This window comes from Pelagibacterium lacus (genome assembly GCF_003345525.1).
GTDB lineage: Bacteria > Pseudomonadota > Alphaproteobacteria > Rhizobiales > Devosiaceae > Pelagibacterium > Pelagibacterium lacus.
In genome coordinates this window covers 23,513-35,968 of sequence record NZ_QQNH01000008.1, presented here as the reverse complement: position 1 = coordinate 35,968, position 12,456 = coordinate 23,513, and the positions used below count along the sequence as shown (strand labels likewise).

The 12,456-nt window shown below is 66.1% G+C and carries 12 protein-coding genes; 8 read left to right on the top strand and 4 right to left on the bottom strand.

Annotated features, from left to right (window positions below; genetic code table 11):
* The first annotated feature begins 26 nt into the window (after window positions 1-26).
* From DVH29_RS07845 to DVH29_RS07830, 4 genes are all read left to right on the top strand, one after another.
* The gene (locus DVH29_RS07845) at window positions 27-857 is read left to right on the top strand and encodes an outer membrane protein assembly factor BamD (protein ID WP_114645623.1); all 831 of its coding nucleotides are present in this window, start codon (window positions 27-29) and stop codon (window positions 855-857) included.
* A gap of 200 nt (window positions 858-1,057) precedes the next feature.
* On the top strand, window positions 1,058-2,731 hold the full coding sequence (gene recN, locus DVH29_RS07840; RefSeq protein WP_114645622.1) for a DNA repair protein RecN: 1,674 nt from the start codon (window positions 1,058-1,060) through the stop codon (window positions 2,729-2,731).
* Window positions 2,732-4,876, top strand: a complete 2,145-nt coding sequence (gene ligA, locus DVH29_RS07835) for an NAD-dependent DNA ligase LigA (protein ID WP_114645621.1) — start codon at window positions 2,732-2,734, stop codon at window positions 4,874-4,876.
* Window positions 4,876-6,129, top strand: coding sequence for a hypothetical protein (locus DVH29_RS07830; protein ID WP_147276035.1), 1,254 nt, complete (start codon window positions 4,876-4,878; stop codon window positions 6,127-6,129). Before ligA ends, DVH29_RS07830 begins: the two co-directional genes overlap by 1 nt.
* Before the next feature lie 42 nt (window positions 6,130-6,171).
* On the opposite strand, the gene DVH29_RS07825 is transcribed toward DVH29_RS07830, so the two are convergent.
* A complete protein-coding gene (locus DVH29_RS07825; protein ID WP_114645619.1) occupies window positions 6,172-8,004 on the bottom strand; it encodes an aminopeptidase P family protein in 1,833 nt (610 codons plus the stop codon).
* 203 nt (window positions 8,005-8,207) lie between these two features.
* On the opposite strand from DVH29_RS07825, the gene DVH29_RS16380 reads away from it, so the two are divergent.
* The gene (locus tag DVH29_RS16380) at window positions 8,208-8,348 is read left to right on the top strand and encodes a hypothetical protein (protein ID WP_158541604.1); all 141 of its coding nucleotides are present in this window, start codon (window positions 8,208-8,210) and stop codon (window positions 8,346-8,348) included.
* 76 nt (window positions 8,349-8,424) lie between these two features.
* On the opposite strand, the gene DVH29_RS07820 is transcribed toward DVH29_RS16380, so the two are convergent.
* Window positions 8,425-9,351 carry a 50S ribosomal protein L11 methyltransferase gene (locus tag DVH29_RS07820; RefSeq protein WP_114645618.1) on the bottom strand — a complete coding sequence of 309 codons (927 nt, stop codon included), beginning with the start codon at window positions 9,349-9,351 and terminating at the stop codon, window positions 8,425-8,427.
* An 80-nt stretch (window positions 9,352-9,431) separates the two neighbouring features.
* Between DVH29_RS07820 and DVH29_RS07815 the strand changes: the two genes are divergently transcribed.
* Window positions 9,432-9,725, top strand: coding sequence for a putative quinol monooxygenase (locus tag DVH29_RS07815; RefSeq protein WP_114645617.1), 294 nt, complete (start codon window positions 9,432-9,434; stop codon window positions 9,723-9,725).
* Here DVH29_RS07815 and DVH29_RS07810 read toward each other — a convergent pair.
* Window positions 9,722-10,027 carry an ArsR/SmtB family transcription factor gene (locus DVH29_RS07810; RefSeq protein ID WP_114645616.1) on the bottom strand — a complete coding sequence of 102 codons (306 nt, stop codon included), beginning with the start codon at window positions 10,025-10,027 and terminating at the stop codon, window positions 9,722-9,724. The two genes, DVH29_RS07815 and DVH29_RS07810, sit on opposite strands and share 4 nt — an antisense overlap.
* Window positions 10,028-10,078: 51 nt before the next feature.
* Between DVH29_RS07810 and DVH29_RS07805 the strand changes: the two genes are divergently transcribed.
* Both DVH29_RS07805 and DVH29_RS07800 read left to right on the top strand, forming a co-directional pair.
* Window positions 10,079-10,552, top strand: coding sequence for an SRPBCC family protein (locus tag DVH29_RS07805; protein ID WP_114645615.1), 474 nt, complete (start codon window positions 10,079-10,081; stop codon window positions 10,550-10,552).
* Window positions 10,553-10,557: 5 nt separating this feature from the next.
* Window positions 10,558-11,013 (top strand): SRPBCC family protein, encoded by a 456-nt coding sequence (locus DVH29_RS07800; protein ID WP_199562547.1) that lies wholly within the window; start codon window positions 10,558-10,560, stop codon window positions 11,011-11,013.
* Here DVH29_RS07800 and puuE read toward each other — a convergent pair.
* Window positions 11,001-12,419 carry an allantoinase PuuE gene (gene puuE / locus DVH29_RS07795; RefSeq protein WP_114645613.1) on the bottom strand — a complete coding sequence of 473 codons (1,419 nt, stop codon included), beginning with the start codon at window positions 12,417-12,419 and terminating at the stop codon, window positions 11,001-11,003. The genes DVH29_RS07800 and puuE overlap by 13 nt on opposite strands.
* Window positions 12,420-12,456: the final 37 nt, after the last annotated feature.

Below are 12,456 nucleotides of genomic sequence, written 5' to 3'. Positions count from 1 at the left end.
CCGGACAATGAGGACGGAGTCAGTTCGTGGGTATCAAAACCAAGATACAGATGCTGCCGGGTCTCGCGCGGTTCGCCGGCGCCTTGCTGATTGCGGGGACACTCGCCGCATGTTCGCCGCTGGGCATGTTTGCGCGCGACAATGTGGAGCCTTTGGTGCCGGCTGAACAGCTTTATGCGAGCGCTGTCGCCAATATGGACAATAATCGCTTCAACGCGGCGATCGAGGATCTCGAGAAGCTGGAAAAGCAGCACCCGTTCTCAGAGGTCAACGAGCGCGGCAAGGTGATGCTGACCTTCGCCAATTTCCGCCAGGGACGCTTCCCCGACGCGGTGCGGGCGGCCGACCGCTATCTGGCGCTCTACCCCAATGGCGCGGAAGCGGACTACGTGCTGTTCCTCAAGGGCAGCTCCTATTACCGCCAGATCGCCGACATCACCCGCGACCAGGAACTGGCCGCCGAAGCGATCGACACTTTCGCCCTCCTGGAATCGCGCTTCCCCAACAGCCGCTATGTCGCCGAATCGCGGCAGATGGTGCTGGTGGCCCGCGACCAGGTGGCCGGCAAGGAAATGAGCGTCGGCCGGTACTATCTGGGCAACCGCAACTACACCGCCGCCATCAACCGCTTCCGCACCGTGGTGGAGGATCATCAGACCTCGACGCATGTGGAAGAAGCGCTCTATCGCCTCATCGAGGGCTATCTGGCGCTGGGGCTGGTGGGCGAGGCCCAGACGGCCGGGGCGGTGCTCGGCACAAATTATCCCAATTCCGACTGGTATCAGCGCGGCTTCACCCTGCTGCAAAACCAGGGATTGGCGCCGCAGATGATGACCGGAAACTGGATGTCGACCTGACATCCGGCGGTGACCTCCCTGCAAGATGCCCCGCTCGCCGGGGCATTTTCACATCGGCTTGCCGGTGACAGAATGTTCTTGTATTGTTCTTGTGCAAATCTGTGAGTCCGTCGGGGACGGCGCGCAATCATTTGCAGCACGGGGGTGGGGCGGGATAGACAGGGGCCGCTACCGCCAAGTGGATGGGAGACGATGGAGCGATGCTCAATACGCTATCGGTCCGCAATATCGTTCTGATCGACCAACTCGACCTCGGCTTCGAGAACGGGCTCACGGTGCTGACCGGCGAGACCGGGGCCGGCAAATCGATCCTGCTCGACGCGCTGACCCTGGCGCTGGGAGGGCGGGGGGATGCGGCGCTGGTGCGCGAGGGCACCGATAGCGGGCAGGTGGTCGCGGTGCTGGCCCTCCCCGAACAGCACCCGGCCCGAGTGCTGCTGCGCGAAAACGAGATCGCCGACGACGCGGAGATCATCCTGCGCCGGGTGCAGCACGCCGATGGCCGCACGCGGGCCTTCATCAACGACCAGCCGGTTTCGGCCGGGCTGCTGAAGGCCGTGGGGGGATTGCTCGTCGAAGTGCATGGCCAGCACGACGACCGGGCCCTGGTCGATGCGGCGACCCATCGGGCGCTACTCGACGTGTTCGGCGGCTATGAGCGCGAGCTGGCGGCGGTCTCGGGCGCGCATGGCAAGCTGGTGGCGGCCCAGAAGGCGGTGGATGTACAGCGGGCGCGGGTCGAGGCGGCGGCGCGCGAGGAGGACTATGCCCGGCATGTGGTGGAAGAGCTTTCGGCCCTAAAGCCCGAAGCGGGCGAGGAGGAGGCCCTGGCCGAGCGGCGGCAATGGCTGATGGGGCTGGAAAAGGCGGCGGGGGAGGTCAACGACGCCGATGAAATCCTCAACGGCACCAACGCGCCGGGACCGACGCTCGCCATGCTGCTGCGGCGGCTGACGCGCAAATCGGACGCCGAGGCGCAATTGTTCGCGCCGATGGCCGAGGCGGTGGACGAGGCGCTGGTGGCGCTCGACGCGGCGAGCGAGGCCCTGGAGGCGATCCGGCGCGAAATGGCCTTCGATCCGCGCGAGCTCGAACAGGTCGAGGAGCGGCTGTTCGCCCTGCGGGCGGCGGCGCGCAAGCATCAGGTCGAATGCGACGCGCTGCACGAGGTTCTGGAGCGATACGCCGCCGATATCGAGGCGCTGGAGACCGGCGCGGAAACCCTGGCGACGCTCGAAGCGGCGCTTGCGGAGGCGAATGCGGCCTATCGCGCCGCGGCAAAGGCGCTCTCGGGGGCACGGGGGACGGCGGCGGCGGCGCTGAGCACGGCGGTGGAGGCGGAATTGCCCGACCTTAAGCTGGGGGCGGCCAAATTCATCGTCGACCGGCAGGTGGACGAGACGCGGGTTTCGGCGCAGGGGTTCGACCAGATCGGCTTTCACGTGCAGACCAATCCGGGGACAGCCCCGGGGCCGATGATGAAGGTGGCCTCGGGGGGCGAGTTGTCGCGCTTCCTCCTGGCGCTCAAGGTGGTTCTGGCCGACAAGGGCTCGGTGCCGGTGCTGATCTTCGACGAGATCGATACCGGGGTGGGCGGCGCGGTGGCCGATGCGATCGGCAAGCGGCTGGCGCGGCTGGCGCAGTCGGTGCAGGTCCTGACCGTGACCCATGCGCCGCAGGTGGCGGCGCGGGCGGCGACGCATCTTTTGATCGAAAAGCAGGCCATCGAGGAGGGGGCGTTCATGCGCACCCATGTGCGCCCGCTCGATGCCGGGGCGCGGGGCGAGGAAGTGGCGCGCATGCTGGCCGGAGCGGTGATCACCGACGAGGCGCGGGCGGCGGCGCGGCGGCTGATGAGCGAAGTGGGTGTTTGAATGAGCAGTGATCGGGCGGTCGAGGATCTGTCGCTGGAGGATGCGAAAGCCGAGCTCGACCGGCTGCACGGGCTGATCGAGCGGGCCGACCGCGCCTATTACCAGGAGGACGCGCCCGAGATAACGGACGCCGAATACGACGCGGCGCGGCGGCGCTATGGGGCGATCGAGACGGCATTTCCCGAATTGCGGCGGGCGGACTCGCTGTCGGAGCGGGTGGGGGCGGCGCCCGCGGACGGCTTTGCCAAGGTGCGGCACGCGGTGCCCATGCTGTCGCTGGGCAATGCGTTCGACGAGGAGGACGTGGCCGAATTCGTCAAGCGCGGGCGGAAGTTTTTCGAGCGGGATCAGGGACTCGAACTGGCCTTTACCGCCGAGCCCAAGATCGACGGGCTTTCGGCCTCGCTGCGATACGAGCATGGCCTGCTGGTACGCGGCGCGACCCGGGGAGACGGGACGGAAGGGGAGGACATCACCGAAAACCTCAGGACCATCGCCGACATTCCCCATACGCTTGGCGGCACCGGCTGGCCGGAGGTGCTGGAGGTGCGGGGCGAGGTCTATATGACCCATGCCGATTTCGCGGCGCTCAAGGCGCGCTCGGCGGCGGAGGGCGGCCAGGATTACGTCAATCCGCGCAATACGGCGGCCGGGTCGCTGCGCCAGAAGGACCCCTCGATCACCGCGAAGCGCAAGCTCAAATTCTTCGCCTATGGCTGGGGCGAGGTGAGCGCGCCGATCGCGCCGACGCAATATGCGGCGGTGCAGCGGCTGGGGGATTGGGGGTTCGTCGTTAACCCGTTGATGATCCGCACGACCAGCATCGAGACGCTTCTGGATCATTATCGCGCTATCGAGGCGCAGCGGGCGACGCTGGGCTACGACATCGACGGGGTGGTCTACAAGGTCGACCGGCTCGACCTGCAGCAGCGCTGGGGATTCGTCTCGCGCGCGCCGCGCTGGGCGATCGCGCATAAATTCCCCGCCGAACAGGCGACGACCATTCTCAACCGGATCGATATCCAGGTGGGGCGCACCGGCACGCTGACCCCGGTGGCGCGGCTGCAGCCGGTGACGGTGGGCGGGGTGGTGGTCGAGAACGCGACGCTGCACAATGAGGATTACATCGCGGGACGGGATTCGACCGGAGCGCCGATCCGCGACGGCTATGACATCCGCGAGGGCGACACGGTGATCGTGCAGCGGGCGGGCGACGTCATTCCGCAGATCGTGGCGGTGGTGGCCGACAAGCGCCCCGCCGATGCCGTGCCATTCGTTTTCCCCCTTATCTGCCCGGAATGTGGGTCGGAAGCGGTGCGGGAGGTCAACCCCAAGACCGGCAAGCTCGACGCGCGGCGGCGCTGCACGGGGGAATTGATCTGCCCGGCCCAGGCGGTGGAAAACCTCAAGCATTTCGTCTCGCGCAACGCGCTCGACATCGACGGGCTGGGCGACAAGCAGATCACCGCCTTTCACGCCGATGGGCGGGTGATGGAGCCGGCCGATATCTTCACCCTCGCGGCGCGCGACGCGCGGAGCCTCAAAAAGCTCAAGGACCAGGAGGGCTGGGGCGAGACCTCGGCCAGGAAACTGTTCGCGGCGATCGACGCGCGGCGCGCGCCCGAGCTGGATCGTTTCATCTTCGCGCTCGGCATAAGGCATGTGGGGGAGACGACGGCGGCCCTGTTCGCCAAGGCGTTCGGGACGTTCGAAGCGTTCCGGGACGTGGCGTTCCGGGCCGGCAAGGGCGAGGAGGAGGCCCATGCCACGCTGATCGGCATTGACGGCATTGGGGACACGGTAGTGCAATCGGTGACGGCGTTTTTCGCCAATGAGCGCAATGAAAAGGCCATCGATGCGCTGCTCGCCGAGGTGACGCCGAAACCCTATGTGGTGACGGTTTCCGCCGATAGCGTGGTGGCGGGCAAGACGGTGGTGTTCACCGGCAGCCTCGAGCGGATGAGCCGGACCGAGGCCAAGGCCATGGCGGAGCGGCACGGGGCCAAGGTTTCGGGCTCGGTGTCGGCCAAGACCGATCTGGTGGTGGCGGGGCCGGGGGCCGGCAGTAAGCTCAAGCAGGCCGAAAGCCTCGGGGTCGAGGTGATTTCCGAGGATGAGTGGTTCGAACGCGTGGAGGCGGGGTGATGCGGAGAGTGACGGTTTTGGCGGCGGTGCTGGCGCTGATGGCCCCGGCACAGGCGCAGGAGGCGACCGCCGACCTGCTGCGGTCGCATCTTTACGCGGGCGAACTGGCCGAGGGGCGCGCCGCGATGGAGGCGCGGGCGGCGGAGGATGCGGAAGCGGCGTTCGGGCTGGGGGTGTTCGCCGTCTTCGAAGCGATCGAGGAGACGGCGCAGGCACTCTACCGGCACGGGTTCAATCCCGAGCGCGGGATCGCCGTGGGGCCGTTTTTCGGCATGCCGCGGGCCGAGGCCGGCGGGCCGGCGCCGGAAGAACTGACCTACGACCTTTTGCGCGGCTATCTCGAAGCGTTCGTCGTCGGGCTCGACGCCGCACGGCCCCTGCTGATGGCGGCTTCCCAAGGTGAATTCGCGGTCGAGATCGATGTCATGCAGATCCGCGCCGATATCGATGGCGACGGAGCGGCGGGGGAGCATGAATCGATCGGGGCGTTCCTTGCCCTCGCGGCGCAGATGGGAGAGCGGCTCGATATGGGGAGCGGCCTCGCGCCGGACCTCGACATGCCGGTGCATATGTTCGCGTTCGACCGGGGCGATGCCTTCTGGCTGGCCGGATACACCCAGGTGCTGGCGGCGACGGTCGATTTCCTCCTCGCCCATGATTTCGAGACGTTTTTCGATGCCGGGCTGCACCGGATCTTCCCCGGGGCGGGGCTGCCCATGGAGAGAAGGGAGAGCACCGGCACGATCTTCATGGAGCGCGATTCCGACGCGCTGCTGGCCGATGCCATCGCCATGGTGCATACGATCAGCTGGCCGGTGATCGACCGCGACAGGCTCGAAGGTGCGCGTGGCCGCGCCCTCGCCATGCTGGAGCTGTCGCGCCAGAGCTGGGCGGCGATCCTTACCGAAACCGACGACCATCTCGAATTCATTCCCGCGCCGTACCAGACCTCGCCGTTCCAGACGCTGGATGTGGGCAAGGAGACCGTGGAGGCCTGGCTGGAGACGCTGGATGTGTCCCAGCGCATCCTCGAGGGCGATTTGCTGTTGCCCCATTGGCGCTATTCCGAGCTGGGCTTCGACCTCGACGCATGGTTCGCCGAGGCCGAGCGCACCGACCTCGTGCTGCTGTTCACGGGGCTGGATGCCCTGCCTTTCCTCAGGCCGGGGGAGGTCGCCAGCGCGGAATCCTTTGCGGCGGCCAATGCGGTGTTCGGCCGCTCGATCTGGAATTACGCCTTGTGGTTCAATTGAGCGCCGGCTCCACCCCAATGCGGGATGGAGCCGGAGGCCTTATCAAAGCGGGGTGGTGGCGCTTTCGAGCCAGGCGCGGGTGTCGGGGTCGAGATGGGGGCCGATCTCGCGCAGAACCCGGGCGTGATAGGCGTCGAGCCATTCCCGTTCGGCGGCTTCGAGCAGAGCGGGCGCCACGAGGCGCTTGTCGATGGGGCAGAGGGTGAGGGTTTCGAATTCGAGATAGCCGGGGAAGGCCGGGCTATCGCACAGGGTGATGAGGTTCTCGATGCGAATGCCGTATTCCCCCGCGCGGTAATATCCGGGCTCGTTGGACAGCACCATGCCGGCTTCGAGCGCAATGGCGGTGGCGCGCGGGGTTATGCCGGTCGGGCCCTCATGCACCGAGAGGAAGGCGCCGACCCCATGGCCGGTGCCGTGGTTGAAGGTCAGGCCCACCTGCCAGAGGAACTGGCGGGCCAGGATATCGATCTGGGCGCCGGTGGTCCCCTTGGGGAAGCGGGCACGGGAGATGGCGATCATCCCCTTGAGCACGCGGGTGAAATGCTCCTTCTGCTGCTCGGTGACCGGGCCGGTGGCCATGGTGCGGGTGATGTCGGTGGTGCCCGAAAGATATTGTCCGCCGGAATCGAGCAGCATCAAATCCCCGGGGATGAGGGTGCGGTTGGTCTTGTCCGAGACGCGATAATGGACGATGGCGCCATTGGGCCCGGAGCCCGAAATGGTTTCGAAGCTGATGTCGACCACGCTGGGCTCGTCGCGGCGGCAGGCTTCGAGCATCTTGACGATGTCGATCTCGGTCAGGCCGCCGCGCGGGGCGGCGGCATCGAACCAGGCGAGGAATTTGGCGAGGGCGATGCCGTCGAGCTTTTGCGCCTCGCGCATGCCGGCCAGTTCGACCTCGTTCTTTTTCGCCTTGGGCAGGAGGATGGGGTCGCGCTTCTCGACCGTCTCCGCGCCGGCCTCCTTGAGCAGTGATTTCACCCGCACGGGCGCGGTGTCGGGATCGAACCAGATGGCGCCGGGCTGCGTCCCAAGGGCCCGGAGCGCGTCTTCGAAGCCGGCCTTGTCCTCGAGCCGCGCGATACCGGCGAGCGCTCGGCGGTTCTCCGGGGTGAGCTTGTTGTCGGCGAGGAACAGGGTGGGGATGCCTTCGGCGGGTATGATGGCAAAGCCGAGCACGAAGGGGTTGTGCGGGATGTCCCGCCCGCGGATGTTGAACAGCCAACAGAGGGATTCGGGGAGGGTGAGGACCACGGCGCCGGCCTCCTGAGCCGCCATCGCCTGGCGCAATTCCTCCAGCTTGACCTCGGTGGTCTTGCCGGTGCGGTTGGGGCCGAGGATTTCGATGGGACCCTGGGGCGCGGCGGGGCGATCGTGCCAGATGGCATCCACCGGGTTGGTGACAGGGACCAGATCGATGCCGGCGCGTTCGAGCGGTTCGCGCATGGCGGCGAGGCGGCCGGGGGTGTGCAGCCAGGGATCGAAGCCGAGCTTTGCACCGCGGGGCAGGTGTTCGGCCAGCCACGCGCCGGGATCGGTATCGGTGGTGTCGTGCACCGAAACCAGCGCCGTATCGGTCTGGGCCGGAGCCTGCAGCGTATAGCGGCTGTCGACGAACAGGGCGGCGATGTCGCGCGTCACGACGGCAAGACCGGCCGAGCCGGTAAAGCCCGTGACATAGGCGAGGCGCGCATCGCAATCGGGAACATATTCGCCCTGGTGCACGTCGGCGCGCGGGATGAGGATGCCGTCGACGCCCATGGTGGCGAGCTCGGCGCGCAGGGCGGCCAGCCGCGGCGCAACCTGGCTGGGGTCGGATTTCTCGTCGAAGGTCTGGAAGATGGCGTCGGGAATGGAACGGGTCTCGGGCATGATGACTTTCCGGCTGCCTTGAATCGGCGGGCCTTATTGGTTTTGCGGCGCTTCGGGCGGTGCGGAGCTCTCTTTCTTAACCCACCATGCGCGGGCGGCATGGCAGGGTTTCTCCCAAAGGTCTAACCAACTCCAAAGGTTGCGTCTATCTATAGCCTTGCCAGCCGAGCCGGGACGACCGGCAGAACGACAGGAGAAACAAGATGGCCGAAGACAAGAGCTTCTTCCGCAAGGCCCTCGACGCCATGATCGAAGGGCGCAGCCGCGAGGCCGCACGCCAGCGCGATCGCTATGAGCGCATTTATGGCTGCGATTTCGGCGCCTCCCGGAAGAGCGAGCAGTAAGACCTGCCGTGGGGCCTTCGGGCCCCTTTTTCGCTGATTACCAGCCCCACGGCCCTATTGGCCGCCTGGGGCTTTTTCACGCCCTTTCCAGGACCAAAGTGGTCCATTGCCTGCGCTCGACCCGATCGCGCAATTCCATGCCTTCGGCGGCATAGGCGGCGATGACCTTGTCCGCCTGGGTATCGAGCAGGCCCGACAGGATGATCGCCGCGCCCGTTTCGCCGATGCGGCCGAGATCGGGAGCGAGGGCAATCAGCGGGCCGGCCAAAATATTGGCGATGATCAGGTCATAGGGGGCGTTGCCCGCGATGGTCATGTGGTCGAGCCCGTCGGCGTCCACATCCACGATCAGATGGCCCACGCCGTTGGTCAGGGCGTTCTCGCGCGCGATGCGTACGGCCAGGGGGTCGATATCGGAGGCGATGACGGGGACCTTGCGCGCCTTGGCGACGGCGATGGCCAGGATGCCGGTGCCGGTCCCCACATCGATGGGGCGCATGGGGAGCTTGCGCCCGAGCACCATGCTGATCGCTTCGAGACAGCCGGTGGTCGTCTCGTGGTGTCCGGTGCCAAAGGCCTGGGCGGCGTCGATATGGATGGGGATGAGGCCTTCGGGGGGCGGCGCGGTCTCGTGGCTGCCATAGACGTAGAAGCCGCCGGCGGTGACGGGCTTGAGGCCATCCAGCGAGCGGGACACCCAATCGATATCCTCGTCGATGGAGCTGACGTCGAAGGCGACGTCGCCGCCGAGCGTTTGGCGGGCGAGGGCGGCGAAAGCCTCGAGATCGGGCGGGCTGTCGCAGGTGGCCTGGAACACCCACTCTCCGGTCTCCTCGTTTTCATGGGCCGAGGCGGTGAGCGCCAGGTCGTCGCGGTCCATGACGGCATCGACCAGGGCATAGGCCTGATCCTTGGTGAGCGGGGTGGATATCTGGTCCTGGGGCATGGCATGGTTCCGGTTCGACGCCGGGTTGTGCCGCCGGGCGGGGGCGAAGTCAACCATCGCGGTCCGGTCCGTATCGATTCGACAAGGGCGGCCGAGGAGTGCAGAAAACACTCCGAGTCGAACCAGAGGAGACAGACATGTATGGACTGATCGGACGGATGATCGCGGCCGAAGGGCGGCGCGAGGAGTTGATGACCATCCTCAGGGACAGCGCGACGCAGCGAATGCCCGGGTGCCTGAGCTATGTCATCGCGCGATGCGTCGAGCATCCGGACGGCATCTGGGTGACCGAGGTGTGGGATACGTCCGAAAGCCACAAGGCATCGCTGGACCTGATCGCGGTGCAGGATGCCATCGCCCGGGCGCGGCCGCTGATCGCCGGATTCGACAACCGCTTCGAGACCGAGCCGGTGGGCGGCATCGGGCTTTAAAGCCGGGCCATGAGGCTCACCGCGTTGCGGGCATAGTCGCCGATCCAGCGATCGTGGATCTGCTTGATGGGCAGGGCGTTGAGATGGTTCCAGCGCTCGCGGCCCTGCTTGCGGGCAATGATCAGCCCGGCCCGTTCCAGAACGCGCATATGCTGCATGACCGTGCATCGGTCGATATCGGGGAACAGTGCCACCAGCTGGCCGGTGGTTTTCGGCTCATCCTTGAGGGCATCAAGCATGGCGCGGCGGCGGCTATCGGCCAATGCCTTGAAAATCCTGTCCGAATCATCGCTGCTTGACATGTTATGTTTTTATAACATAATGGAGCGCATAGCAAGCGGAAGGAGAGCGACATGGACTTCAAGTTCACGGTGTCGGGGCGGATATCCAAGCCGGTGCATGAGGTGTTCGAGGCGGTGGCCGATCCGAAACAGCTTTCGGGCTATTTCACCACTGGCGGCGCGCAGGGGCGGCTGGAGACGGGCGCGGTGGTGACGTGGGACTTCCACGATTTTCCGGGCGCATTTCCGGTCGAGGTGGTCGAGGTGGAGCAGGACAGGCGCATCGTGCTTCGCTGGGATGCGGCCGAGGGCGAGAGCGCCGACACGGCGACGCCATCGGGCTACAAGACCACGGTCACCCTGACCTTCGAGCCGCTCGACGGCAATACGCGCACCCTGGTTTCAATCACCGAGGAAGGGTGGAAGGAGACGGAGGCCGGGCTGAAATCCTCCTATGGCAATTGCGAGGGCTGGACCGGCATGCTGGCAGCGATGAAGGTCTATCTCGAGCACGGCATCACTCTGCGCGAGGGGTTCTACAGGTGACCGGCATGGTTACGGCCGTGGCCCGGCATGAGTTTGCGACGCTGACCCCGGAGCAGGTCTATGATGCGTGGCTCGACCCCGAGGCAGTGCGCATCTGGGGAGATCGCAACCTCAAGGAACGCGATGCTTCGGCCAGGGTGACGCGAATCGAGATCGACCCGAAAGTTGGTGGACGCTTCGTGTTCGCCGATATCCGGGGCGGGGAAGAATCCGAGGCATGGGGGTATTATCGCGTGCTCGACCGTCCCCGGCTTCTGGTCTTTACCTGGTTCACCAGCGTCCAAGAGGAGGTGGAAGATGCGTCCACCGTGACCCTCTCGATCACTCCGACGGCGGGAGGATGCGTCGCCACCATGAGCCATGAAATGAGTGTGGAATGGGCGGACTATATCGAACCCACCGCCAAGGCATGGAGCGGGATGCTCAGGGCAATCGAGGAAACGCGTGGTCAGCCGGCATAAAGCGCCTCGATGCGCAATTGCGCGATGCGCTCGACCTGGGCGCAGGCCGTAGCGAATTCGGTATCGCGGTCGTTTTCGATGCGGGTGCGGAAGGCGTCGAGGATCGCGGCCTTGGTGTTGTCGCGGACGGCGATGATGAAGGGGAAGCCGAACCGTTCCACATAGCGCGTGTTGAGATCGGTGAAGGCCCGGCGTTCGTCATCGGTGAGGGCGTCGAGGCCGGCCGAGGCCTGTTCGGCGGTGGATTCGGCGGTGAGGCGCCTGGCGGCGGCGAGCTTTCCGGCGAGGTCGGGATGGGCGTTGAGAACGCCCAGGCGTTCGTCGGGGCTGGCCAGGCGGAACTGGTGGCGCAGGGCGGTGTGGATGCCGATCGGGGTGTCGTTGGCCGGCCCCAATTCGGCCTCGAAGGCGCGTTGGGCGATGAAGGGCGAATGCTCGTAAATGCCGCCAAAATGGGCCATGAAGGTTTCGGCATCCATCCGCGAGGGGACGAATTTGGGCGCGACATAGGGGTGGTGGGCGGCCCAGTGCTCGGCGATGTCGATGCGGCGGGCCACCCAGACCCTGTCGAAGTCCGAAATGTAGTCGATGAAGCGCTTGAGGCCCTCGAAGCGGGCGGGTTGGCCGGCCAGGCGGCAGTGCAGGCCGACCGACATCATCTTGGGCGCCCCGGCCTCACCTTCGCGGTAGAGGCAATCGAAACTATCCTTCAGCGACTGGTAGAACTCTTCGCCATTGGCAAAGCCCGAGGCGGTGACGAAGCGCATGTCGTTATTGGTCAGCGTATAGGGGATGATGAGCTGGGGCTTGGCGTCGTGGACACGCCAATAGGGCAGGTCGTCGTCATAGGTGTCGGAAATATATGCGAAATCTCCGGCCTCGGACACGAGATCGACCGTGTTGACCGAGCAGCGTCCGGTGTACCAGCCGCGCGGACGCGTGCCGGTGGCCACGGCGTGGAGCCGGATGGCCTCGGCGATCTGGGCGGCCTCCTCCGCGCGCGGCATGTCCTTGTGCTCGACCCATTTCAGCCCATGGCTGGCGATCTCCCAGCCGGCGCTCTGCATGGCCTCTACCTGTTCGGGCGCGCGCATCAGGGCGGTGGCGACGCCATAGACGGTGAGCGGCAATTGCCGCTCGGTGAACAGGCGATGCAGGCGCCAGAACCCGGCGCGGGCGCCGTAGTCATACATGGATTCAATGTTCCAGTGCCGCGCCCCTGGCCAGGGGGACGTCCCCACCACATCGGCGAGAAAGGCCTCCGAGGCCGCGTCGCCATGCAGGATGTTGTTCTCCCCGCCTTCCTCATAATTGAGCACGAACTGGACCGCGACATGGGCGTCGCCGGGCCAGGCGGCATGGGGCGGCCGGGCGCCGTAACCGGCGAAGTTGCGGGGATAACGCATGAGAGGCTCCAGTGAGCGGGGTGAAAAACGTCAGTCG